Below are 21,889 nucleotides of genomic sequence, written 5' to 3'. Positions count from 1 at the left end.
TTAACCCTCAGATGTCGCTGACGGTTGAAACAGCCGTTTAAGCGAACCATGACCGTTGACAAAGATTGAATCTGGCTCTGCGCTATACTCACTTTTCATCTGCTCCGCATGCTGACCGGGATGCACCATGAACATATCAAACTCTGTGGCAGTGGTGGCTGCTCTGCTGATTGCCACGCCATTGCATGCTGAAAATGCGCCGGTTTCATCCTGGTGGAATGCGTTCACTGACGATGTTGCACAAACCTGGAATGCGCCTCAGCACACCGATCTCTACCTGCCGTTTATTAGCTGGCACGCTCGCTTCATGTATGACAAAGAAAAAACCGATAACTATAACGAAAATCCCTGGGGCGGTGGTCTGGGGGTTTCCCGCTATAGCGACAGCGGCAACTGGAGTGCACTTTACGCGATGGCATTTAAAGATTCGCACAATGAGTGGCAGCCTATTATCGGTTATGGCTGGGAGAAGGGATGGTATCCAGGCTCCGGTCAGGACTTCCGGCTCGGTGCCGGATTAACAGCGGGTATCACCGCGCGTGATGACTTTGGCAACTACATTCCGCTGCCGATTATTTTGCCGCTGTTCTCTGCGGGTTACAAAGCGGTGAACGTCCAGTTCACTTACATTCCCGGCACCTACAATAATGGCAATGTGCTGTTCGCGTGGTTTCGCTTAGCCTTTTAATTTTTCAGGAAAGGATTTATGGCCCGGAAGTTTAAAACTGCCACGCGCAGACTCTGGCGTTCAATGCTTATCGTGGGTTTGCTGTTATTGCTGCTACTGATTATTCGCATCTATGAGGCGGAACGTGGCCCGGAATTACATCGCTGGCACACCTGGATTCCACATGAGCTGACAGTTGAACAGCTCGATAAAGCCGGTTACACCGATTATCTTAACGCTGAACATCATCTGTTTGATGAGATGAAGCACCAGGTCACTGACAAACTGGATGCGGATGAGAAAACTCCGCTCAACCGATATTTCTCCGGCAGCATGATCTATCCGGGCCATTTCACCCAGGACTGGAACCGTTCCTATATTCTGCAACCAGAGGGCAGGCCGCGCGGTGCTGTGGTGCTGTTACATGGTCTGACCGACAGTCCTTACAGTCTGCGTCATATCGCAGAAACCTATCGCCAGCAGGGTTATGTGGCCGTAGCGATAAGGTTACCGGGTCACGGGACGGTGCCTGCTGGCCTGACTGATGTTGACTGGCAGGACTGGATGGCGGCTACACGCTTAGCGGTGCGCGAAGCAACCCGTCTGGCGGGCACTCAGACGCCGCTGCATCTGGTGGGATTCTCTAACGGTGGGGCGCTGGCGGTAAAATATGCGCTCGACAGTCTGGGCGACGCCACGTTGCGTCGTCCGCAGCAGCTGATTCTGTTATCACCGATGATCGGTGTCACCCGTTTTGCGCGGTTTGCCGGGATTGCCGGATTGCCCTCTGTTTTCCCGGCCTTCTCGAAAACAGCCTGGCTGAATATCGTGCCGGAGTTTAATCCGTTTAAATATAACTCTTTTCCGGTGCACGCTGCCCGGCAGACCTATTTGCTGACGCAGGCGCTGCAGAAAGAGATCCAGCACTACGCGCGTAATCAGCAGCTCTCAGGTTTCCCGCCCGTGCTGACCTTTCAGTCGGTGATGGATTCCACCGTCAGTACGCCGTCGGTCATCCGCTCGCTCTATAACTATCTGCCAGTGAACGGCAGCGAACTGGTGCTGTTCGATATCAATCAGGCGGTCAGCGTCAGCCCGTTATTCCGCCACTCCTCTTACACGGCAGTTAACCAGCTCTTACCCGCGGCCCGTCGGCATTATTCCTCCACGGTGATAACCAATGCTGCCGCCACGTCGCTGGAAATGGTGACCAAAAGCGTGCCTGCCGGTGAGATTCAGGAGCGGATTCAGCCACTGGCCATCAACTATCCGGCCGGGCTTTACTCGCTGTCGCACGTGGCGATCCCGTTCCCGGCTGAGGATGGTCTTTACGGCAGTGCGCCTGTGAACAAAAATGAGTTTGGTATCAGTTTTGGTACGTTGTCACTGCGCGGCGAGAGTGCAGTGCTGATTGTGGGGCTGGACTCGATTATGCGCGCGACCTCTAACCCGTTTTACCCTTACATGATTAACCGAATCGATCACCACATCGGTTGCAGTGATAAGCCGCAACTGGCCACCTGCCTCAGCAGTTTCTGAATCAATAAAGCCACAGGCCCGCAACATGCGGGCCTGTGATTATATCGCGTTCAGCTTTTCCATTACCTCATCCGACAGTTGCAGGCTGCCACTGGCCAGATTCTCTTTGAGGTGTTGCGGTGAGGAAGTGCCGGGAATCAACAGAATATTGGGCGAGCGCCTCAGCAGCCAGGCCAGTGCGACCTGCATCGGGGTCGCATTCAGTGACGCAGCAACATCATTGAGCCGATCCGACTGTAATGGGGAGAAGCCGCCGAGCGGAAAAAACGGCACATAAGCGATGCCCTGCTGCGCCAGCTGATCCACTAGCCCGTCATCCTGTCGATGCGCCAGGTTATACATATTCTGCACGCAGACAATGGGCGTCATCGCCTGGGCTTCGGCAATTTGCGTGGCAGTGACGTTGCTCAGGCCAATATGCCGAATCAGCCCGCGCGTCTGTAACGCCAGCAGCGACTCCAGCTGGGGTGCCAGAGAACCCTCTTTGGGCTTCGCCGGATGCAGCATACTGCGCAGGTTCACCACTTCAATCACGTCCAGCCCCAGATTGCGCAGGTTATCTTCCACCGCCTGAGTCAGCGCTTCAGGTTCCATCGCCGCCAGCCAGCCGCCTTTTGCATCGCGGCGTGCACCCACCTTGGTCACAATTGTCAGATTCTGCGGATAAGGATGGAGCGCCTTTTTGATTAACTGATTGGTTTCGTGCGGGCCATAAAAGTCGCTGGTGTCGATATGATTAACACCTGCCGCAATGGCGTCGCGTAAAACCTGAATTGCCTTTGCTTCATCTTTTACCGGCCCGAATACGCCTGGCCCGGCCAGCTGCATTGCGCCGTAGCCGAGACGGTTAACTTCACGATCGCCTAACGGATAAGTCATGGTGATGTCTGACATGAAAACCTCCTGCGTGAATGTAGATCAATTGTAACGGTGATTTAGCTGTGCAACTATCCGGTGAAATCAGGACAGACTGTACGGGATGATGCACAATGGCAATCGATATGGCGCTGCTGGATGCTGTCGTGGCGGTGGCAAAAGCGGGAGGATTTCGGGAAGCCGCTCGTATTACAGGCAGCAACGCGTCGCGCCTGAGCGATGCGGTGCGGCGGGCAGAACAGCAGCTAGGTATCCGACTGTTTCACCGGACGACACGCACGGTAGTATTAACTGAAGCGGGCAGGGCGCTGATGGAACGTCTGTTGCCCGCCATGAATGAAGTTAATGCCGCGCTCGATGCGGTGAATCGCTATCGCAACACGCCAGGCGGCACGCTGCGGCTGAATGTCCCGGTTAGCGCCACCCGGCTGGTCTTGCCCGGGCTGGTACCGGAATTTCTGCGGCGCTATCCCGATATTCAGCTGGAAATCGTGGCTGAGAGCAGCGTGCAGGATGTCTTTCGTGACGGCTGCGACGCCGGGATTCGTTATGAAGAGCGGCTGGAGCAGGATATGGTGGCGATGCCCATTGGCCCCCGTCAGCAGCGGTTCGCGCTGGCCGCCTCTCCGGCTTATCTTGCGGAACATGGCCGACCGGCTCACCCTCGCGATCTGATCCATCATCGTTGTCTGCGTGGCCGTTATGCCAGCGGCATCATGGCTGACTGGACATTCAGCCGCGAAGGGAAAGAAATCAGCGTTGAAACTCGCGGGCCGCTGGTGGTGTCCGTCGGCGGGGCAATGGATCTGGCTGTAGAGGCCGCGATTGCCGGAAGTGGTGTGATCTATCTGTTTGATGAGTGGCTCAGACCGGCCCTGGACAACGGCAGGCTGGAACCGCTACTGCAACCCTGGTGGCTGACCTTTTCCGGTCCGTGGCTTTACTACAACGATCGCCGTCTGATTCCGGCTCCGCTTCAGGCGTTTATCGATTTTGTGCGCGAAATAAATGCGCGCGAAAAACCTGTCAGCTATACCAGCTAAATCCCTGCGGCACCCGTGAAAAACCGGCGTGTCGCAATGCGTTAAGCAGCGGTGACTGCGATACCGCTTTACCATCTACCGTCTCCAGCGTAAAACTTGCGGGCTTTTCACGTTTCAGCGCCACGCCCAGCGCCGCGACTGCGGTCTCAAGCTGTGCGAGGTCGTCGCTGAACGTCAGCAACTCTTTTCCTCCTGGTGCCAGAAAGAGCATCAGCGCGCCGCCGGCGATCACGACCCGCGCGCCCTGACGACGCGTCGGGCGTATGCCGCTGGCATGAAGCGGCCAGCTCAGCATCGCGCCAAACGGATTGGCGGGGTCGAGTGCAGCCAGCGCCACCGCCTCAGTACCACTGGCCGGGGCTTCGGCCAGCGCCCGAAGCTGCTCAATGGTCTGGTGGTCAGCAAACTGCGCACCACCTGACCCGGCAACAAACTGTCCGCGCAGCAGTCGCCCGGCATCTTCCATGCTGCGCAGTACGGGCTGCAATGCCGGAAACCCACCGGGGATCTGCTCTGAAACTGCACTGCCTCGCGTGATCACCCCATAACGATCAAGCAGATTTTCTGCCAGCGAGAGAGCCAGTCGGGCAGGCGCAATTTCCTGCCGGTTAATCTTTGACCAGCGCCCGGCCAGCGTATTGACCGCTGGCCGCCGTGCGGGCAAAGCACCAGGCGTAAAGCGCTGTCCAAAGCGGGTGCGCAGAGTGCGTGCTGGTCGTGAACGGGTCACGCCGGGCGTGGTCAGCAGCCCACGTACCGCAATCCAGCTATCTGCCGTGACATACCCTCGCCACACCAGTTGCCACAGGACGTCATAGACGTCGGTGGGTTGTGTCTCTGGTGCGCCCATCTGCGCCATAATCTCATGAACAAACCATGCGCCGCCGCGGCTCAGTGCGTCGATCATCGCCTGCTGGATTGGCGTAAGAGGGAGTGTGGCGTCTGCCTCCGGCAGCGTCTCAGCAGCGAATTCGGTGAGGTGCAGCGAGATCAGACCATCATTCTGTCCCTGCGCTCTATGTCCGCACCAGATCACTTCGCCACTGGCTAACAATTCGTCGAGCATCGCAGGCTGATAGTCGGCAATCCTGGCGCGCAGGATTTGTGACTCCCACAGAGAAGCAGGTAATGGCACGCCCGCCAGTTGCTCTATCACCCGCAGCAGCCCGCTGACACCCTGATGCGCGTGGTTAATCAGGCCATGCCGCGTCAGCAACAGGCTGACCCAGGCGGCGGGTGAAACCGGCCGGGTTGCTTCGCGTGCTGATTGCAGTGAACGTAAGCGCAACCTTTTGAAGATCTCTGAGGAAACCCACTCCGTTTGCGATGTGTCCGCTGCCGTATCTGTGTTCAGCAGGCTACCTTGTTGATACAGGCGTAGCAGTACCGCATTCACTACGGCTACACCCAGTCCCAAATGAGTTGCCAACTGTCGGGCGGTGAACAGCGTATGGGTGCGAGCGTAGCGGTTCGCTAGATCGCGTAGTGGATCGGTCTGCGTCTCCAGAAATGTGTCGGGCAGATCGTCAGGCAGCTCAGTGCCCAGCGCATCGCGCAGGCGAGCCGCATCTTCAATTACGGCCCAGCGAGCTTCACCAGCGACCGTCACCGGGATCACGCGCCGGGCGGCAGCAAACTGCGACACGGCTTCTGCGATTTGCTGGTGATTGCCACTGAACCGCGCCGAAATACCGGCAACGGAGAGCGGACCGAGATCGCGCAGCAGATCGATAATGCCTTCGGCGTGCTGTGCCTGATAGCGGGAATCAATGCGCTGCAGTTCCTTTCCGATCTGCTCAACCACGTCAGGTGCCAGCAAATCACGCCTGCTGGTCTGGCCGAGCAGTTCACCCAGCAGATTACTGTCGAGCGCCAGCAGTGAGGCTCGTCGTTCAGCCTGTGGAGCATCGCTGGCGTAGATAAATTCTGCGACATAGCCAAACAACAGTGGAGCGGCGAAAGGAGAGGGCTGTTCGGTCATCACCTCAACCAGCTTTACGTCTCCCTGTGCCAGCTGTTCCATCAGCTGGTGCAGGGCAGGCAGATCGTACACATCCTGCAGGCATTCGCGTGCGGTTTCGATCAGGATAGGGAAATCATCATACTGTCGGGCGACGGCTAGCAACTGACCGGCGCGCAGCCGCTGCTGCCATAGTGGTGAGCGCTTACCCGGATTGCGCCTCGGCAGCAGCAGTGCGCGAGAGGCACACTCCCGGAAGCGGGCAGCGAACAGTGCTGATTGCCCGACACTCTCCGTAACGTCCTGAGTGAGCTGGTCGGCGTCGAATATAAACAGGTCAGCGCCGGGCAGATGCCCTTCGCTGGCGGGAAAGCGGGCTACGATGCCGTCATCGCTGGCTGCGACGGAAGCATCAATACCCAGGCGGTGCTGAATCCGGGCGGCAATTGCCAGCGCCCAGGGCGCATTGACCCGCTTTCCCCATGGCGAGTGCAGAATCACCCGCCAGTCGCCAGTTTCGTCCCGGCAGCGTTCAATCAGTAACGTGCGATCGTCGGGCAGTACGCCGGTCGCGACACGTTGTTCAGCCAGCAAAGCCAGCAGATTTGTCACTGCACGGGCATTCAGCCCCAGCGCGTGCAGCTGCTGTTGCGCAGCATCCGGTGAAGCACTGTTCAGGTGACGCAGAAACATCCCGAGGCTGGCACCTGAATCGGCAGAACGGCCAATGCCCTCACCGCGCCAGAAGGGCAAACGGGCGGGACGGCCTGGCGCGGGAACCACCAGCACCTGATCGTGCGTGATCTGCTGAATGCGCCACGACGTTGCCCCCAGAGTAATGATGTCGTTGACCCGAGACTCATAGACCATCTCTTCATCCAGCTCGCCGACCCGACGAGAGCCCGCCTGCTCTTCGCCTTCGGGCAGGATGACGCTGAACATGCCGCGATCGGGAATGGTACCGCCGCTGGTCACGGCCAGATTCTGAGCACCAGGTCGCGCCGTCAGCAGTCCGCTCTGGCGATCCCATACCAGCTGTGGCCGCAGCTGAGCAAAGGCATCTGACGGAAATTTACCCGCCAGCATATCCAGCGTGGCATTAAACAGCCGACGGGAGAGAGTGCGAAATGGATCGGCCCGGCAGACCTGCGCATACCAATCATCGGCCTGCAAAGGATCCATTGCCACCGCCGCCAGCGTTTGCTGCGCCAGAATATCGAGCGGGTTACGGGGCGGAGCCAGCGCATCGAGGTGACCCGCCCGCATCGACTGTAATATCACGGCTGAATCCAGCAGATCACGCCGGGTGCGGGGAAACAGGATGCCGGTGGAGATGCCGCCAACCTGATGTCCGGCGCGACCCACACGCTGCAGGGCGCTGGCGACTGACAGCGGCGCGCCGACCTGAATCACCAGATCCACCGGCCCCATATCAATGCCCAGTTCCAGGCTGGAGGTCGCCACCACGCAGCGCAGTCTGCCCTGCTTCAGGGCAGCTTCAATCTCGCCTCGCTGCTCTTTTGAGACGGAACCGTGGTGTGATCGGACTATAATTTCGTCGGCGCGCTCTGCATCCCGTTCATCAGCGGTTTGCTTCGCCAGGTAACGCGCATTGAGCCGCGCCGTCAGCTTTTCTGCCAGGCCGCGCGAATTCACAAACACCAGCGTGGCGCGATGGGCCATTACCTGCTGCAGAATGCGCGCTTCGATATGTGGCCAGATCGATCCGCTTGCAGTGCTCGCTTCACCGGTCAGGTCATCGGCGCTGGCAATATCGGTCATATCCTCAACCGGCACTTCGATCGTCAGGTGCAGCGTGCGATCGGCGGCAGGATTAACCACCTGAACCGGCTGACAGCCGCCGAGAAAGGCCGCTACCCGTTCAACCGGTCGCACCGTGGCAGAAAGCCCGATGCGCTGGGCGGGCTGTGGCAGCAGCGCGTCCAGCCGCTCCAGGCTCAGCGCCAGCTGGGAACCGCGCTTTGAACCCGCCACCGCATGCACCTCATCAACAATAACCGTGGTGACGCCCTGTAGCGTGGTGCGTGCTTTGGAAGTCAGCATCAGAAACAGCGATTCGGGTGTGGTGATCAGGATATCGGGCGGGCGACGTAACAACCTGGCGCGCTCCGCGCTGGGGGTATCACCGGATCGCATCCCGATATTCAGCGTGATTTCTGGCTCATTCAGCGCCTGCCGCTCGGCGTAAACGCCTGTCAGCGGCAGATTCAGGTTGCGCTGCACGTCGGCTGCCAGCGCTTTGACCGGTGAAATATAGAGAATGCGGGTGGTCGTTTCGCGTGTGGGAGCAGGCTGGTCAGTTCTGACCTGAAACAGCGTGTCGATGGCAGTCAAAAAGGCCGCCAGTGTTTTTCCGGAACCGGTAGGCGCGATCACCAGCGCATGCTCTCCACTGGCAATCGCCTGCCAGGCCGCCTTTTGCACCGGCGTCGGCGCAGCAAAGGCAGCAGAAAACCAGCGTCGGATGGCGGGTGAAAAACGGGCTAGGACCGTATCAGACTGGGATTTCGACATCATACTCACGGCATCGCGCAGTGACTGCGCCTGGAATTAATCCGTTGAGTGTAAGTGAAAATCGCCGTTTGTGGATGACGCGGCCGATCTCTGGCCGCATCAGTGGTGTTTAAGAACAGGCCGTGCCAGCTAAAGCGCGACCTCTGACCGCCAGGAGTGACACCAGCGCCAGCATAATAATGGTCATGCCATAGAGCCAGGCGGTGTTGGTCAGCCCGATATGGGGTGCGGCAATACCGGCCGCAATCGCGGGCAGGGCAAAGGCGAGATAGCTTTTGATCAAAAAAGCGGAGAACAACCCGGCCCGTTCATGACTCTCTGCTAACGGCATAATGATCTTCAGCACGCTGGAGAAAATCGATCCAAACCCCTGACCCGCAATGGCGGTGCCGATATAGAGCAGGGCCACGCTGTGCAGGGAAAGGCCTGTCAGTGTGACACCGACACCCGCCATCAGCATAAGGGTTCCAATAACTAATGCCCGCGCGGGCGGCAACGGACGAAAGAGTAATACGGCTGCCGTTGCACTTAGCATCAGCGTTGCCACAATCGAGCCGCCGATAAACGGCGATGTCAGACCGGTTGCATTTGCCACCATCGTGGGCATCAGTGACAGATAAAATCCGCCCAGCATCCATGTTGCGATGTTCACCGGCGTCACCTTCAGCAACGGACCCAGTGCGCGTCGCGGAATGCTGACCTGAGGCCGCAGCGCGGCCAGTACCCCAGGCTGAGGCGCAATCGTTTCAGGTATCAGTGGCAGAAGCGCCATCGCGACTATCATCAGCACCATCAGCAGCGCGTAAACCGTGACCGTAGGGAAAGGGGCAAAGCTAACCAGAATGCCACCTGTCAGCGTGCCGAGCGTCATCCCGAGAAACGCGGTGAACGAATTGAGCAGGGGTCCTCGGGTTTTACTGGCGTCAATCAGGCTGGCACCGAAGGTCGGCAGTGCAATACCCGTAGCAAAGCCCTGTACCAGTCGGGCGGCAATCAGGGTTGGGGCCGAACTGGCCACCATAAAGATCATCAGCGCGACCACGTTAATCGCCAGTGCCAGCAGCATCAGCGGACGTCGGCCAGTATAATCCGACACTTTACCCACCGTCAGCAGCGCGGCCAGCAACGCGAAAGCATAAGCACCAAAGATCAGCGTCAGCATGGTCGGCGTCAGATGAAACAGGCTGCGATAAAGCGGGTAGAGCGGCGTTGGCGCACTGCTGGTGGCTGAGATCAGCGCCGCACCGGTAAAGCTAAAAAGCGTGGTGCGGGTAGCCGCCTGCGCTGTCAGGATGGGGTTCATGGGAGTCGCCTTAATGCAAAGGATTAGCTTTTAATAAGGTATACGGTGATTCTGAGCTTAATGCAATATCTTTGCTTTAACGTTTATTGCGATGTGACTTAGTGTCACCTTATGCTAAGCTATGTGTTACTAAGTTACACACCGGAGGACGCATGGCATCAACAAAACTTCGTCAGCAGGGCGGAGCTGTCGTGCTGACTATCCCCAGTGAGATTGCTGCCAGAGCAGGCTGGACCGTCGGCATTGAGCTGGACGTGACCGCTGAGGGCGAATCCGTCAATATAGTGCCGGTTACGCGTGTACCACGCGGACGCCGGACCGTTGCTCAGTTGCTGGCCGGTATTGATCAGCTGGAAATCCAGAGTTATAACGACGAGGCCGTCGACGGACTGAATGACGCGCCGCAGGGAAGGGAGCATATCTGATGGTTTCAAGGAGGGTGCCGCAGAAGGGCGAAATCTGGCACGTTAATGGCGATCCGGTTGAAGGGCGTGAGTTTAAAGGGCCGCATTATTATCTTGTTATCTCTCAGCGCGAGTTAGTTGCAGCTCTGGGGACGGCAGTTTGTGTGCCGGTAATAAGCGGCGGCGTTGCGTCGCGCTCACAGGGAGTCACTGTGTTTCTGGACGGTAACAGCACAGATACTGGCAAGGTGACCGGCGTGGCGCTGTGTTATCAGGTGCGTTCGCTTGACCTGATAGCGCGTAAGGCAAGCTATGCTGCCAGGGTAGAGCCATATGTTATGGATGAAATATTGCCTCTGGTTATAGACCTTATCGACCCGCGATAAATAAAACTCTGCGACAGCAAGATTTTAATAAATTACTGATTTATTCAATCCGGGAAGGCATACAGGCCTCATTTAAACTGTAAGTGTGTGACCTGATGAAAGCGTCATAGCCACTAAAGCGTGATGCTCCTCAATTGCCTCCTTCGCCTGTGTTTTTTCTCGTCAGGCCATTGTCCTTTATTCTTCTCTGTCTCTTTCCTGCAACGTGTTTTTATGTGCTCTGCGGGTTGTCTATCAATACTGTTTCGACCAGTCTCACTGTTAAAAACAATCATGGAGCCAGATGATGAAGATAGCTGAGATCGATCATATCCATCTTTACGTTGAAAATATTGAGCAGGCAGAACAATGGTATAACGAAATCCTGAGCTTTTCCCGCGATGATGCACTGTACTTCTGGTTTGAGCAGGGCGGTCCACTTGTCATCAGGAATAACAGTGCATCCCTCTCTCTTTTCCTCAGAAAATCCCAGCCACCTGGTCACACGGTAGCTTTCGGGGTGGCCGCGTCATCCTTTAACGAACTCCTGCCTGTACTCAGTAAGAATAAAATCCCTTTCAGCGTCAGTGACCACGACGTGTCGATGTCCGTCTATTTCAGCGATCTCAGTGATAATAAGATTGAAGTGACCTCTTACGACTACCTTCAGGCAAAGCAGATACTGGAGAGCATTGCGTAACACTCTCGCAAGGGCAGGATCGGCTGGTCACCAACGGCGATCAGTAAAGCGAGTTCTTTAATCGCTCTGGCAGCGCTTTGTCATAGGCATCGCCATCGATTTCCGCAATCTGTTTCAGAATCGAGCCGGTGCTGGGCAGCGACTGCCGCGCAATCTGCGTTTCAGCATTCCATAACCCGGAGCGGATAATCGCCCGGCTGCACTGAAAGAAAACGCTCTCCACGTGGATGCGCAGCACGGTTTTGGGCTGCTGATTGTTGACCGCAAAGCGCTCAAGCAGCGCCGGGTCGGTACTGATCGCCGCCGTACCGTTCACACGTAGCGTTTCGCCGATGCCGGGGATGAGAAAAAGTAGCGCAACCCGATTGTCATTTAAAATATTACGCAGGCTGTCGATGCGATTATTGCCACGTCTGTCCGGCAGCAGCAGGGTGTAATCATCTTCGATTTCGATAAATCCGGCCGGATCGCCGCGCGGTGAAACATCCAGCCCCTCCGGTCCCGATGTTGCCAGCGCCACAAAAGGCGAGGCGGCTATAAACGGACGATAGGCGGGATGAATATGATCGGTCACCTTAGCCACAGAAGGCCGGGCGACAGTGCCGTAAAGACGTTCAAGTTCGGTCAGTTCCGTCACTAAGCTGTTCTGTTCAGGCATGTTTGCACTTTCCTTTTATTGATCAGATCCTCAGGACGCTGACGATAAGACACCACAGATCCGACGCGCAGGTTTAACCAGGACTTTAACACCAATAACTGCAGAGTCAGAGCCACTGCGTCGTCCTTTGTGATCACTATTCACTGTGATCCGTCAATCCCGGCTAGACAGAAAGGGATTACCGGGCCAGACCTGTTAAACCCAGGTGTTGGTATCAGAACAACCTGCTGATATAAAGGATTAACCTGATCAGTATCCAAAAGGAGCAAAGGATGTTTTGGGAATCAGAGCGGTTGCTCTACAGATTTACCCTTCGTGAGGATCTTGACGACCTTTTCAGAATTTATGGCGACCCGGAAACGCATAAATTTAACCCGCGAGGCCCGTGGCCTGACAGGGAATATGCTGTTCAGGCCATGGAGCGCATACAGGATAGCTACCGGAATCAGGGTTTCGGCGACTGGACAATATTCAAGAAAGCCCATCCGGAAAAAATTATCGGCTTTGGTGGCGTCTTCAGAAGCCAGTTTGACGGCCGTCAGACTAATAATCTCGGCTACCGGTTTGAGCCAGATGCCTGGGGTAAAGGATATGCCACTGAGCTTTCACGCAGAGCCATTCGTTACGGATTTGAAGAGGCCGGACTCAGCGTCATCACGGGCGTGGTGCGTGAAAACCATCTGGCTTCGCGCCGGGTGCTGGAAAAAGCAGGCTTAAGGTTTTTGAAAAAGGTTAACGATCTCGAAGGGCTGCCTCCCAGCCTGATGTATGCCCTCAGCCGACGTGAATGGCTTGACGCTGGTAACGCGCTTAACGTCTGATTTTCCTCTTTGCGAGTCGGGCGCAGTTTTGTCTGCGTCCTCTTACTGCCTTAAACCTCTGAGAAACCCTCTCTTATCCCGCGATTACTTTCCTGCTCACTGGATTACCTTAACCGCCTTACTCAGGGGAGGATTTATGGATATTCGTACGATTTTTATTTCAACGGTAATGGCAGTCAGTTTGTTGTGGATAGGCGCATCAGACAACCGTTCGTCTCATTTCAGCGGAGAGCCGGTCAAAGCGGGACTGAGTAAACTTCAGCCCTGAGTGTCACACGCCCGATCGCACACTTTAGCGCCTGCTCAGCCAGAGATGCGGTACACTGCCGCTATCTGTTAATGCAACATCGTTGCGTTAACCAAAACGTTGACGCTGAAAAAAGCAGGAGAACGAGATGGCGAGGGAGATGATTCGGCAGGGTGGGCGCAGCGCCCGTATTCAGGCGGAAGTGCATGATACCGTTAACCGGCTACTGGAAACGCGGGATCGTTCCGCCATTACCGTACCGATGATCGCCGAACAGGCAGGCGTAACACCCTCCACGATTTATCGACGCTGGGGCGATCTGGCCCAGTTGCTGGCGGATGTGGCCGTGGCGAGGATGCGACCGATTGCCGATCCGGAAGATACCGGCTCGATGATCGGCGATCTCACCGCGTTCCTTCAACATTATGCTGAAGAGATGTCCTCGAAAGTGGGTCGTGAACTGCTTGCCGATGTGATTGGCCGTCATGCTGAAGCGGCCAGCCATAAATGCTGTGGATTCACCTATCAGCATCTTGAAACCCTGAATAACCGGGCCATCGCGCGCGACGAAGCGGGTTTTGACGTTGATCGCCTCGTCGATGTCGCTGTCGCGCCCGTGATGTTCCACATACTGTTTGGTGATCGTGACGTTTCAGCGGAATACTGTTCGTTGCTGATTCAGCAGGCATTTTAACTCAGCCCTGAACGTAGGGCAGGGCGGCTTCGGTGATCAGGTGCTGCAACAGCGCACGAGCGGGATCGTCACTCTGGTCTGAGCGGGCCAGCGCAATACCCAGATGGCCAGGCTGCGGCAGTCGCTGTGATTCTGTCACCAGCCCCTCCGGCAACCCCGCGCGGGTGCGCAGGGTGATACCCAGCCCGGCCTGCAGCGCGGCCCAGATGCCGCTAAGACTGTGACTGGTAAACACCACGCGCCACGGAATGCCTGCCTTATCCAGCGCCCCGGTAGCGCGGGTTCGCATCACACAAGGCGCCTCAAATGCCACCAGCGGCAGCGGTTCGCCACGCTGCAGAATCCCCGCCAGATCAAATGCCGGATGCTGTATCCAGACTAACGGACACTGACCGATTAACTGCGTGCCAGACTGCTGTTCCGCCTGCCACAGGAGCGCTAAATCCAGCTCATGACGAGCCAGTGCCGTTAAGATCGCCAGATTTCTGTCGACGCGAGCGGTCAGCATCACGCCCGGATGCTGCCGGTTAAACGCGCCGAGAATGGCAGGCATCAGCGCCTCGCCAAAATCCTCCTGCATGCCGATGCGAATTTCGCCCTGCAATGCTTCGCCTTTCACGGCCCGCAAGGTCTCATCGTTCAGTGACAACAGACGTCTTGCGTAACTCATCAACTGCTCGCCACTGCGGGTTAATTGCAGATGCCGCCCTTTTTTCATCACCAGCGCGGTACCACATTGCTGCTCGAGTTTTTTAAGCTGCGCACTGACGGCTGAGGTTGACCGGCAGAGGTGCTGTGCCGCAAGAGCAAAGCTGCCCGCATCAATACCCGCCACGAAACTGCGCAGCGCATCCATATCGAGCGATTCGGGTACTTTGTTCATCATTGTCCTTAAAATGAGGATAGTGGATGCTGATTAATTTGATTTTCAGGATTAACGGGCTGAGTGACACTCTCTCTGACCAACGAGGAGCGTGCAATGAAAAAATCACTGGATCGGGAAACACTGGCGCAGCGCGCGCCAAAACTGGCTGAACTGACGCAGCAGGTGCTGTTTGATGATATCTGGCAGCGCGGCCTGCTGTCATCACGTGAGCGCAGCCTGCTGACGCTGGCAACCCTAACTGCGCTGGGACGCGTCCAGCAGTTGCCGTGGCACATTAACTACGCCCGGCAAAATGGACTGACGCTGAATGAACTGGTGGAGAGCTTCACGCATCTGGCATTTTATGCAGGCTGGCCTGCTGCCGTTACCGCGCTGAGCTATCTGGAGGATAATCACTGATGCCCTTCACCCGGATCACCTTGCGGCAAGGTTACAGCGATGCAGATCTTCATCTTCTCTCCACGCTGCTGCAGCAGGCGCTGGTCGCAGAATTTGACGTTCTAGAGCAGGACTGTTTTCAGATCATTGAGATGCTGCCTGGCTCTCAGCGTGTGTTTGATCGCCGTTATCTCAGCGGAGGCCGCAGCGAAAATTTCGTGCTATTTCAGATAACGGCAGGCCGTTCGCGTTCCCGGCAACAGAAGCAACGCTTTTATCACGCACTTTGCGCGGCACTTCAGACAAAGATGGCAATCGATCCTGATGATGTGATGATCATCATTCAGTTTAACAGCACCGAAGAGTGGAGCTTTAGCGGCGGCCGGATGCTGGCACAGGCGGCGTTATGATTATCATGCACTATCGCTTTACGCTGCCCGCTGACTATGACATGGGCATCATCGAACAGCGCATCAGTCTGAACGGAGCCCGGCTGGATGGCTTTCCAGGGCTGGTGGCAAAAGCGTATCTTTACGCCTGCCGTGAGGATGGAGTACTCAATGAAAATCGCTATGCGCCGCTCTATTTCTGGCGGGAGGCGAGTGGCATGCAGCGTTTCCTGCAAAGCCCGGGCTTTGCGACGCTGGTCAGGGATTTTGGCTGGCCGATCATCGAAAGCTGGCTGGCGTTTGAGGAACCGACTTTCATCACTAATCTGGCTGAAGCCCGTTTTATGACACTGAACCGCTGGACGATTTCGCCACATACGAACCTGGCAGCACTGCCGGTGAAAGCAGGCTTCAGCGCCTGGGATGTGACCCGCTGGCAGGGATTAACGGTTAACGCATCTCAGCAGCGACCAGCGTCCGGTCCGGAGGTCTATCGCATCGGTTATCTGGCGCGAGGCGCTGCCGCTGCAGATCTGCGGCTGTAGCAGCGGCGTTGATGCGGAGTGCCATTCAGAGGGCAAAAATGGCTTCAATCTCTATGCGCAGGTCAGCGGAGAACAGTCCGCTGACCTGTACCAGCGAGCTGGCGGGCAGATGTTCGCCGTAGTTGCGATAAAGCACTTCCCGCAGCGCGGTGATCTCTGTGAAAGAGGTGATAAATATCGTGACTTTCAGCAGCGCTGCGAGCGACGTATTCTCAGCTACGGCAACTGCCCTGAGTTGATCAAAAATGGCTTCTGCCTGTTAAACCATATCTCCCTGCTGAGCCGCCGTACCGAAAGCGGTCAGCCCTGAGACATACAGCGTCTCGCCATGTTTCACTGCGTAGACATAAGGCGCTTTTACTTCGTCCAGTGGCGGGTAATTTTTGCGTTCTGGCAGGGTCATATTTTCTCCTTCATCATGTGAATCATCAGACATTACTCTCCGCCACCACTTAGCGCATCAGCAGTTGCTGGCAGACAACATTATCCTGCGCGGCGCGCTGTTGCTCATCGGCTTTCAGTTGCTCCCAGCGGCCAATCACGCTGCGTCCCAGCCGCGGTTTATAGGCTATTTTCTGCAGCGCATAGTCAGAATTGCCGCCTTCAATAACATTTCGCATCTGCTGGTCGAACGGCTGCTGACCTTGGTGATCAATTGCGCAGAACACCGCGACGTAATACGCTTTGTCTTCCTCACTGTCGTGCGGGATTAAAAGCCAGCCAGGGCGAGGATAAGCAGCAGCGGAAGAATATATTTTAGCCATTTATAACACTTGTTTTCGTATGATTAACAGCCTCATACCCTTTTCAGTATGGCGATAGTATCTGAACCTGCACCCTGCACCCTGCACCCTGCACCCTGCACCCTGCACCCTGCACCCTGCACCCTGCACCCTGCCGCCAACGCAAATACCTTCTTATAGACATTTGTCGAATTAACGCTTTTGTGCCACATCATGCTCTGCAGCATCCTCATTGGAATGTCCGCATAGAGCATATGCATGGCGTAGCTACTGTTGAAAAGTAATGAAAATGTAATCCCGTCCAGCCTCGTTCAGCCAGATGCACACTGCGATGTCTGTCACGGCCCAGAGCCTGACTTTTCTCGGTACGGTCGGTCTCAGCATGACAGCACCTAAGCAAAAATTTCGGTGTGGAGACCATCAGCTCTTGCTGGTCCACGTACTGCGGGTCGGACAGCGAAATCAGACGATGCAATACTATACCGGCAGGCGCTCGGTCAGGCCGCCGGTAGTGCCGTCAAAATAGCCCTGCAGAACGTCAATGCCATGCGCAAACGTGTCCAGATCGCACTCGTGGTCACCGAGTTCACCTGCGTCGCTCAGCACCTGACGGAACTCCGCATATTTTCTGCTGAATATTTTCAGCGCGGTTCCGTTCGCGAAGTCTGCGTCTCTCTTTTCAGAGGAAGTAATTCCGTACAGGATTTTCTCGAAGGCGTAGCTGAAATCATCATGGGCTTTCATGGATTCGAACGTAACAGTTTTCCGGAGGATTCATAGCGTTATTACAGAAGGGCTGATTTACTCAATATGTAAAAATTAATCAAAGATAATATGAGTGTGCTTATTTTATTCCTGGTTACCAATAGTTTGCTTAAATAAACCACTCGAAATTACCTGATGCCCATCCTGTCATGATCCGACTTTTTCAATTTATAGCATTAACCGGAAGCGTAACACGACGGCGGGGCGGGGAAAAGCCTGGCGCAGACGGCCCTGGCTCGCGTCATTACACCATATGTAGTGGTTAATGCAGCTGACAGAGACACGATATGTAGTGCCATGCGCAAAAAACCGCCACCAGGGAAGAAAGATCCGGTGCTGCCCTTTTTCGGATCTTCTGAATCAGGAGAAAGAGACGTGAGCAGCATACAGTGAATAGGCAGCCAGAATGGCGCATCTGATATAAAATAGAACTTATGCTGAATTATTGACTGAAAGTGGAAATTATTGCTTTTAAGATTAAAAGCTGCGTCATGAGTAAAATTCGCTCAGCCTGAGTGTCTGAGAGGCGACATCAATCAGAAGACAGGATCAGACCGGCCCGCACCACAACGTTCCATACCGTCCCGCCTTATCCTCTTTACCTCACCATCACCAAAAGTAAAATTTTAGTTAAAAACGCTTTACGAAAGCATTAAATGGATTGTAGATTAAGTAATCCACAATAAAGGTTTATGATCCATGAAAAGAAACGCTGGCAGACCAAGAGAATTTAACCCTACTGACTTTCTGAACGTTGCTCAGGCACTGTTCTGGGAGAAGGGCTACAGGGCGACATCTCTTGCCGATCTTAGAGAAAAATCGGGGCTGGCCAGCGCAAGCATCTATAAACTTTATCCCGACAAACATGCCATCTTCCTTGCTGCGCTTCGTCAGTACATGGATGGCGGCCTGCGGCGCCTCACGCAGCGTGAAAACGAACTTGAACCCGAAACAGCCCTGACCCAGACGCTCGATTTTTTTGCACAGCTCACCGCCGGTCCTGATGGATCACGGGGATGCTTTTCCATTGCGGCGGCCAGTGAACTGCTTCCTGGTGATGAGGCTGTCCGGGAGCTGATTGAATATATGTTTTCAGGCCTGATTTCCCGGCTGACGCGCATTCTGCAAAAGGGCCAGAAGAAAGGCGTATTCCGGAATGACTATGATGCCGGCGTTATGGCTGAAGGCCTTTTTATGATGCTGGAAGGTATGAGGTTATACGGGAAAGTGAAACCAAAAATTGAAAATCTGCGAAGATCAAATGCGTTTTTTATCAATTCTGTTCTCGCATTGCCTGTCAGTAACGATAAGTAACCGGGATAACGTGATGCTGATGGCAGGAATGACCGTCCGGAGAAAAAAAAGGAACAGGCTCCTGACTGTTCTGCATGCGTCAGGTAAAAATGTTATCTGCGGCTGGAGCGAAAAAGGAAGGTTCTATAAAAGAATATTTGATGAAAGCACGCTGATTATACTTACACCATCATCTGCAATAATTACAGTAATGTAGTTATTAACCCTTACATATAAACACTGAGCTCGTTGCCTCAGGGTATTCTCATGCCATCAATAAAAATGAAACTATTTCACATCCGTTGACAGTGAAAAAATGATCCATAGGCGGAAAATCTATTGATTCTATCTTTCATTGCTTATGCATAATTGTCACTAATAATTCATCAAACAGGTTTGACTCAGATAATTTCGGGGAGTAGTTTTTATTATAGTTTTGTAAAGACCCCCTGTATAACACTGGATGAGGATTTATAAATGAAGCCGAATGTAGACCAGAATATTGTTCTCAGTACGGAAGAATCAGAATATATCCGATCAGTTCTTGAAAAAATTGACTATGATCCTTCAGGCTCAGACGTTTATTTAAATAAAATCAGAAAGGTTGCCTATACGGTATTTCCTGAAAGGGTGATCACGGCAATCAATAAGGTTAAAGGCTTTTCAGCGAGCGCGCTCGGTTCATTGCAGATTGATAATCTGCCGGTAGATAAGTCAGTCACCGGCAGTCCACGTCATAATGAATCAGGCAGCGCATTCAAAAGTGGCGTATTGACTGAAAATATACTGGTCACAATGGGTGTGCTTACGGGTGAACCCTATTCCATTGCTCATGAAGGTCATGAGCTGGTAAATAATCTTACGCCGCATAAAGAGGCAGCCAAAGAGTTTACCGGTCTCGGGTCTGAAGTTGAGCTCGATTTTCATATTGAAAATGCTGCGCAGGCATATATGCCGGAAGGCGACACGTCACCGCTTGCACTCATATTACTGGGCGTCAGAGGGGAACCGCTTGGCGGGCCGCAGACCCGCATTTCCGACTGCCGCCGGGCGCTGGAAAAACTTTCAGAAGAAGATATCAAGCATCTGTACGGCAAAAATTTCATTATCCGCGTGCCTTACCGCTGGCGCGGCGCGTCTGCTGAACCACGTGATAATACTGACCTGAGTCCGATTCTGTCAGGCCCTATCTCTGCCCCGCGTGTGACCGTAGCCTTCTACCCGGATATGGTACTGGCCGTGAATCCGCGTGCAAAACAGGCTCTGGAAAATCTTTATCAGGCAGTACGCGAAGTTTCATTCGGCGTTCAGATCAGCCCCGGCAGGCTGATCCTCATTAATAACAGTTTTACCCTGCATTCCCGTGACAGCTTCAAGCCCGCTTTTGATGAAAACGATCGTGCGCTCCGCTGGGTACAGCGCATTTTTGTAGCCCGCAACCTCTGGAACTTCAGGTCGTTCGTACCCGTTAAAGACCGCGTGTTTGATCCCAACGTGAAAACCGCAGCATCCGAAATACCGGGGCGCGAGAAAACGCCGTCGGCTGCCTGAAGCCACACCGCCACCGGCAGCCTGCTGGCCGGTGGCCTCGACAAGCCCGCCTTGCCTCCGTACGTCAAAGGCGAAGCAGGCGCAACAGAGTCAGCTGGCTTACTGTCAGTTGCCATGCCAGAAAGGAACATTATGAACCCAGCCAGCCGGACATCTCATCGATCAGCCATGACGGGAGGCCAGGGCAATACCGTGACGGGAACTCTGCTTGCAACCAGCTTTGGATTTATTGTGGTTCAGCTGGACGTGACTATCGTGAATGTTGCGCTTCCGGAAATTGGCAGCAGCCTTGAAACAGGGGTTTCAGGACTTCAGTGGGTGGTTGACGCTTATACACTGTCCTTTGCCGCTCTGTTACTGACGGCGGGCGCAGCCGGAGACCGCTTTGGCTGCCGCCGGGTTTTTAACAGCGGACTTTTTCTTTTCTGCCTGGCTTCCCTGACGTGTGCCCTTACGCATTCCGTGGATGTCCTGATCGCGGCCCGATGCATTCAGGGTGCCGGTGCGGCGCTGATCCTCCCGACGTCACTGGCGCTGCTGTCCCACGCCTGCGCGGGCGATCCGGTAGTGCGAAGCCATGCCATAGGATGGTGGAGTGCCATCGGGGGAGCAGTAAGCGCTATGGGGCCGGTCGCCGGTGGTCTTCTTACGACCGCCTTCGGATGGCGCGCCATTTTCCTCGTCAACCTTCCCGTGTGCCTGCTCAGCCTGTGGGCAACTTACCGGTTTGTGGCGGAAACGCCGGCGGAGAAGAGTAAAAGCTTTGATATGCCCGGTCAGGTCCTGGCCATACTGTTTCTGTTCCTGCTCACGTATTCCGTGATTGAGGCAGGAGCAGAGGGATGGCTATCACCAGAAATATGGACCGGACTGGCTCTGGCTCTTGCTGCAGCCCTGCTGTTTGTGGCCCGTGAGACGCGGGCAGCAGAGCCGATGATCCCGTTATCTCTGTTCCGGAACTCCGTGCTGACCATTGCCGTTCTTCTGGGACTGCTTTCCAATCTGACCTTCTATGCTCTGATATTCATTCTGAGCATTTTCTTCCAGAGTGTAAAAGGGTACTCCCCAACGCAGACGGGGCTGGCCCTGCTGCCATTTACAGTGATCATGATTGCCAATGTGGCAAGCAGCCGTCTTACCCGATATTTCACGCCCCGACTCACAGTTGCTGGCGGCGGAATTTTATGTGTACTGAGCTTTCTGCTGTTGCATGACCTCGACAGGGATACGCCGTATTACGTTGTCATGGTGAGCATGATTTTCCTGGCGATCGGTTCCGGAATAAGCACCCCGGCTCTCACATCAGCCATTCTCGGCAACGTGCCGTCAACGCGTTCTGCAACTGCATCAGCCATTTTTAACGTATCCCGGCAGGTTGGCAGCGCGCTGGGCGTCGCGCTGCTGGGCGCACTGATAGTGGGTGCTGCTGAGAGCATGACCGCTGGCGCAAGGCTTGCCTTTGATATCTCAGTGGTGCTCCGGGTGGCCGGAGTCATTCTGGCCGCATTATTTCTTTAAATAAATATA

21 protein-coding genes and 2 pseudogenes are annotated in these 21,889 nt (G+C 55.0%); 15 read left to right on the top strand and 8 right to left on the bottom strand.

The window, feature by feature from the left end; all coding sequences use genetic code 11:
- Positions 1-127 precede the first annotated feature (127 nt).
- Both pagP and K6R05_RS18995 read left to right on the top strand, forming a co-directional pair.
- On the top strand, positions 128-688 hold the full coding sequence (pagP, locus tag K6R05_RS19000; RefSeq protein ID WP_222925633.1) for a lipid IV(A) palmitoyltransferase PagP: 561 nt from the start codon (positions 128-130) through the stop codon (positions 686-688).
- An 18-nt stretch (positions 689-706) separates the two neighbouring features.
- Positions 707-2,206, top strand: coding sequence for an alpha/beta hydrolase (locus K6R05_RS18995; protein WP_222925632.1), 1,500 nt, complete (start codon positions 707-709; stop codon positions 2,204-2,206).
- A gap of 39 nt (positions 2,207-2,245) precedes the next feature.
- Here K6R05_RS18995 and K6R05_RS18990 read toward each other — a convergent pair whose 3' ends face one another.
- On the bottom strand, positions 2,246-3,100 hold the full coding sequence (locus K6R05_RS18990; RefSeq protein WP_222925631.1) for an aldo/keto reductase family oxidoreductase: 855 nt from the start codon (positions 3,098-3,100) through the stop codon (positions 2,246-2,248).
- Positions 3,101-3,195: 95 nt separating this feature from the next.
- On the opposite strand from K6R05_RS18990, the gene K6R05_RS18985 reads away from it, so the two are divergent.
- Positions 3,196-4,125 carry a LysR family transcriptional regulator gene (locus tag K6R05_RS18985; protein WP_222925630.1) on the top strand — a complete coding sequence of 310 codons (930 nt, stop codon included), beginning with the start codon at positions 3,196-3,198 and terminating at the stop codon, positions 4,123-4,125.
- Here the strand turns inward: K6R05_RS18985 and K6R05_RS18980 are convergent.
- Together K6R05_RS18980 and K6R05_RS18975 are read right to left on the bottom strand one after the other, a co-directional pair.
- The gene (locus K6R05_RS18980; RefSeq protein ID WP_222925629.1) at positions 4,109-8,623 is read right to left on the bottom strand and encodes an ATP-dependent helicase; all 4,515 of its coding nucleotides are present in this window, start codon (positions 8,621-8,623) and stop codon (positions 4,109-4,111) included. The genes K6R05_RS18985 and K6R05_RS18980 overlap by 17 nt on opposite strands.
- A gap of 106 nt (positions 8,624-8,729) precedes the next feature.
- The gene (locus tag K6R05_RS18975) at positions 8,730-9,923 is read right to left on the bottom strand and encodes an MFS transporter (RefSeq protein ID WP_222925628.1); all 1,194 of its coding nucleotides are present in this window, start codon (positions 9,921-9,923) and stop codon (positions 8,730-8,732) included.
- 152 nt (positions 9,924-10,075) lie between these two features.
- Here K6R05_RS18975 and K6R05_RS18970 point away from each other — a divergent pair, with 152 nt between their 5' ends.
- The 3 genes from K6R05_RS18970 (at position 10,076) to K6R05_RS18960 (ending at position 11,392) form a co-directional block, all read left to right on the top strand.
- Positions 10,076-10,348, top strand: a complete 273-nt coding sequence (locus tag K6R05_RS18970; protein ID WP_033735365.1) for an AbrB/MazE/SpoVT family DNA-binding domain-containing protein — start codon at positions 10,076-10,078, stop codon at positions 10,346-10,348.
- A complete protein-coding gene (locus tag K6R05_RS18965; RefSeq protein WP_222925627.1) occupies positions 10,348-10,713 on the top strand; it encodes a type II toxin-antitoxin system PemK/MazF family toxin in 366 nt (121 codons plus the stop codon). Before K6R05_RS18970 ends, K6R05_RS18965 begins: the two co-directional genes overlap by 1 nt.
- Before the next feature lie 286 nt (positions 10,714-10,999).
- Complete coding sequence (locus tag K6R05_RS18960; RefSeq protein ID WP_222925643.1) at positions 11,000-11,392, top strand: VOC family protein; 393 nt, start codon at positions 11,000-11,002, stop codon at positions 11,390-11,392.
- 40 nt (positions 11,393-11,432) lie between these two features.
- Here K6R05_RS18960 and K6R05_RS18955 read toward each other — a convergent pair whose 3' ends face one another.
- Positions 11,433-12,050, bottom strand: coding sequence for a pyridoxamine 5'-phosphate oxidase family protein (locus K6R05_RS18955; protein ID WP_222925626.1), 618 nt, complete (start codon positions 12,048-12,050; stop codon positions 11,433-11,435).
- Positions 12,051-12,322: 272 nt separating this feature from the next.
- On the opposite strand from K6R05_RS18955, the gene K6R05_RS18950 reads away from it, so the two are divergent.
- The 3 genes from K6R05_RS18950 to K6R05_RS18945 all read left to right on the top strand — a co-directional run bounded on the left by K6R05_RS18950 (position 12,323) and on the right by K6R05_RS18945 (position 13,812).
- Positions 12,323-12,871, top strand: coding sequence for a GNAT family N-acetyltransferase (locus K6R05_RS18950; protein ID WP_222925625.1), 549 nt, complete (start codon positions 12,323-12,325; stop codon positions 12,869-12,871).
- A gap of 136 nt (positions 12,872-13,007) precedes the next feature.
- Positions 13,008-13,139 carry a hypothetical protein gene (locus tag K6R05_RS22195; protein ID WP_262390929.1) on the top strand — a complete coding sequence of 44 codons (132 nt, stop codon included), beginning with the start codon at positions 13,008-13,010 and terminating at the stop codon, positions 13,137-13,139.
- 127 nt (positions 13,140-13,266) lie between these two features.
- Entirely contained in the window at positions 13,267-13,812 is a 546-nt protein-coding gene (locus K6R05_RS18945; protein WP_222925624.1) for a TetR/AcrR family transcriptional regulator, read from the top strand.
- Between the two features lies 1 nt (position 13,813).
- Here the strand turns inward: K6R05_RS18945 and K6R05_RS18940 are convergent, their stop codons facing one another.
- Positions 13,814-14,695 (bottom strand): LysR substrate-binding domain-containing protein, encoded by an 882-nt coding sequence (locus tag K6R05_RS18940; RefSeq protein WP_222925642.1) that lies wholly within the window; start codon positions 14,693-14,695, stop codon positions 13,814-13,816.
- Positions 14,696-14,791: 96 nt separating this feature from the next.
- Here K6R05_RS18940 and K6R05_RS18935 point away from each other — a divergent pair, with 96 nt between their 5' ends.
- Genes K6R05_RS18935 through K6R05_RS18925 form a run of 3 tightly spaced genes read left to right on the top strand, consistent with a single transcriptional unit; the run spans position 14,792 to position 16,010 of the window.
- On the top strand, positions 14,792-15,097 hold the full coding sequence (locus K6R05_RS18935) for a carboxymuconolactone decarboxylase family protein (protein ID WP_222925623.1): 306 nt from the start codon (positions 14,792-14,794) through the stop codon (positions 15,095-15,097).
- Positions 15,097-15,486, top strand: a complete 390-nt coding sequence (locus K6R05_RS18930; RefSeq protein ID WP_222925622.1) for a tautomerase family protein — start codon at positions 15,097-15,099, stop codon at positions 15,484-15,486. Before K6R05_RS18935 ends, K6R05_RS18930 begins: the two co-directional genes overlap by 1 nt.
- Entirely contained in the window at positions 15,483-16,010 is a 528-nt protein-coding gene (locus K6R05_RS18925) for a DUF4865 family protein (protein ID WP_222925621.1), read from the top strand. The genes K6R05_RS18930 and K6R05_RS18925 overlap by 4 nt, the downstream gene beginning before the upstream one ends.
- Before the next feature lie 25 nt (positions 16,011-16,035).
- On the opposite strand, the pseudogene K6R05_RS18920 reads toward K6R05_RS18925, so the two are convergent.
- The 3 genes and pseudogenes from K6R05_RS18920 to K6R05_RS18905 form a co-directional block, all read right to left on the bottom strand.
- Positions 16,036-16,413: pseudogene (locus K6R05_RS18920) on the bottom strand (RidA family protein).
- Positions 16,414-16,462: 49 nt separating this feature from the next.
- A pseudogene (locus tag K6R05_RS18915) lies at positions 16,463-16,761 on the bottom strand (hypothetical protein).
- A gap of 469 nt (positions 16,762-17,230) precedes the next feature.
- On the bottom strand, positions 17,231-17,497 hold the full coding sequence (locus tag K6R05_RS18905) for a hypothetical protein (RefSeq protein ID WP_222925620.1): 267 nt from the start codon (positions 17,495-17,497) through the stop codon (positions 17,231-17,233).
- A gap of 720 nt (positions 17,498-18,217) precedes the next feature.
- Here K6R05_RS18905 and K6R05_RS18900 point away from each other — a divergent pair.
- The 3 genes from K6R05_RS18900 (at position 18,218) to K6R05_RS18890 (ending at position 21,880) form a co-directional block, all read left to right on the top strand.
- Positions 18,218-18,832, top strand: a complete 615-nt coding sequence (locus K6R05_RS18900) for a TetR/AcrR family transcriptional regulator (protein ID WP_161736864.1) — start codon at positions 18,218-18,220, stop codon at positions 18,830-18,832.
- Positions 18,833-19,288: 456 nt separating this feature from the next.
- The gene (locus K6R05_RS18895) at positions 19,289-20,362 is read left to right on the top strand and encodes a TauD/TfdA family dioxygenase (protein WP_095707936.1); all 1,074 of its coding nucleotides are present in this window, start codon (positions 19,289-19,291) and stop codon (positions 20,360-20,362) included.
- A 132-nt stretch (positions 20,363-20,494) separates the two neighbouring features.
- A complete protein-coding gene (locus K6R05_RS18890; protein WP_222925619.1) occupies positions 20,495-21,880 on the top strand; it encodes an MFS transporter in 1,386 nt (461 codons plus the stop codon).
- The last annotated feature ends 9 nt before the right edge of the window (positions 21,881-21,889 follow it).

The organism is Pantoea alfalfae, from assembly GCF_019880205.1.
GTDB classification, from domain to species: Bacteria; Pseudomonadota; Gammaproteobacteria; order Enterobacterales; family Enterobacteriaceae; genus Pantoea; species Pantoea alfalfae.
The sequence above is the reverse complement of the archived record's forward strand: the minus strand, read 5'-3'. Positions and strand labels throughout refer to the sequence as shown.

What these genes read in the sequence shown, in the direction of transcription:
- K6R05_RS18940 (WP_222925642.1), bottom strand. Translation starts at nt 14,695, where the DNA reads ATGAACAAAGTACCCGAATCGCTCGATATGGATGCGCTGCGCAGTTTC.
- K6R05_RS18930 (WP_222925622.1), top strand. Translation starts at nt 15,097, where the DNA reads ATGCCCTTCACCCGGATCACCTTGCGGCAAGGTTACAGCGATGCAGAT.
- K6R05_RS18965 (WP_222925627.1), top strand. Translation starts at nt 10,348, where the DNA reads ATGGTTTCAAGGAGGGTGCCGCAGAAGGGCGAAATCTGGCACGTTAAT.
- K6R05_RS18990 (WP_222925631.1), bottom strand. Translation starts at nt 3,100, where the DNA reads ATGTCAGACATCACCATGACTTATCCGTTAGGCGATCGTGAAGTTAAC.
- K6R05_RS18945 (WP_222925624.1), top strand. Translation starts at nt 13,267, where the DNA reads ATGGCGAGGGAGATGATTCGGCAGGGTGGGCGCAGCGCCCGTATTCAG.
- K6R05_RS18985 (WP_222925630.1), top strand. Translation starts at nt 3,196, where the DNA reads ATGGCAATCGATATGGCGCTGCTGGATGCTGTCGTGGCGGTGGCAAAA.
- K6R05_RS18935 (WP_222925623.1), top strand. Translation starts at nt 14,792, where the DNA reads ATGAAAAAATCACTGGATCGGGAAACACTGGCGCAGCGCGCGCCAAAA.
- K6R05_RS18890 (WP_222925619.1), top strand. Translation starts at nt 20,495, where the DNA reads ATGAACCCAGCCAGCCGGACATCTCATCGATCAGCCATGACGGGAGGC.
- K6R05_RS22195 (WP_262390929.1), top strand. Translation starts at nt 13,008, where the DNA reads ATGGATATTCGTACGATTTTTATTTCAACGGTAATGGCAGTCAGTTTG.
- K6R05_RS18960 (WP_222925643.1), top strand. Translation starts at nt 11,000, where the DNA reads ATGAAGATAGCTGAGATCGATCATATCCATCTTTACGTTGAAAATATT.
- K6R05_RS18905 (WP_222925620.1), bottom strand. Translation starts at nt 17,497, where the DNA reads ATGAAAGCCCATGATGATTTCAGCTACGCCTTCGAGAAAATCCTGTAC.
- K6R05_RS18955 (WP_222925626.1), bottom strand. Translation starts at nt 12,050, where the DNA reads ATGCCTGAACAGAACAGCTTAGTGACGGAACTGACCGAACTTGAACGT.
- pagP (WP_222925633.1), top strand. Translation starts at nt 128, where the DNA reads ATGAACATATCAAACTCTGTGGCAGTGGTGGCTGCTCTGCTGATTGCC.
- K6R05_RS18925 (WP_222925621.1), top strand. Translation starts at nt 15,483, where the DNA reads ATGATTATCATGCACTATCGCTTTACGCTGCCCGCTGACTATGACATG.
- K6R05_RS18970 (WP_033735365.1), top strand. Translation starts at nt 10,076, where the DNA reads ATGGCATCAACAAAACTTCGTCAGCAGGGCGGAGCTGTCGTGCTGACT.
- K6R05_RS18975 (WP_222925628.1), bottom strand. Translation starts at nt 9,923, where the DNA reads ATGAACCCCATCCTGACAGCGCAGGCGGCTACCCGCACCACGCTTTTT.
- K6R05_RS18900 (WP_161736864.1), top strand. Translation starts at nt 18,218, where the DNA reads ATGAAAAGAAACGCTGGCAGACCAAGAGAATTTAACCCTACTGACTTT.
- K6R05_RS18950 (WP_222925625.1), top strand. Translation starts at nt 12,323, where the DNA reads ATGTTTTGGGAATCAGAGCGGTTGCTCTACAGATTTACCCTTCGTGAG.
- K6R05_RS18980 (WP_222925629.1), bottom strand. Translation starts at nt 8,623, where the DNA reads ATGATGTCGAAATCCCAGTCTGATACGGTCCTAGCCCGTTTTTCACCC.
- K6R05_RS18995 (WP_222925632.1), top strand. Translation starts at nt 707, where the DNA reads ATGGCCCGGAAGTTTAAAACTGCCACGCGCAGACTCTGGCGTTCAATG.
- K6R05_RS18895 (WP_095707936.1), top strand. Translation starts at nt 19,289, where the DNA reads ATGAAGCCGAATGTAGACCAGAATATTGTTCTCAGTACGGAAGAATCA.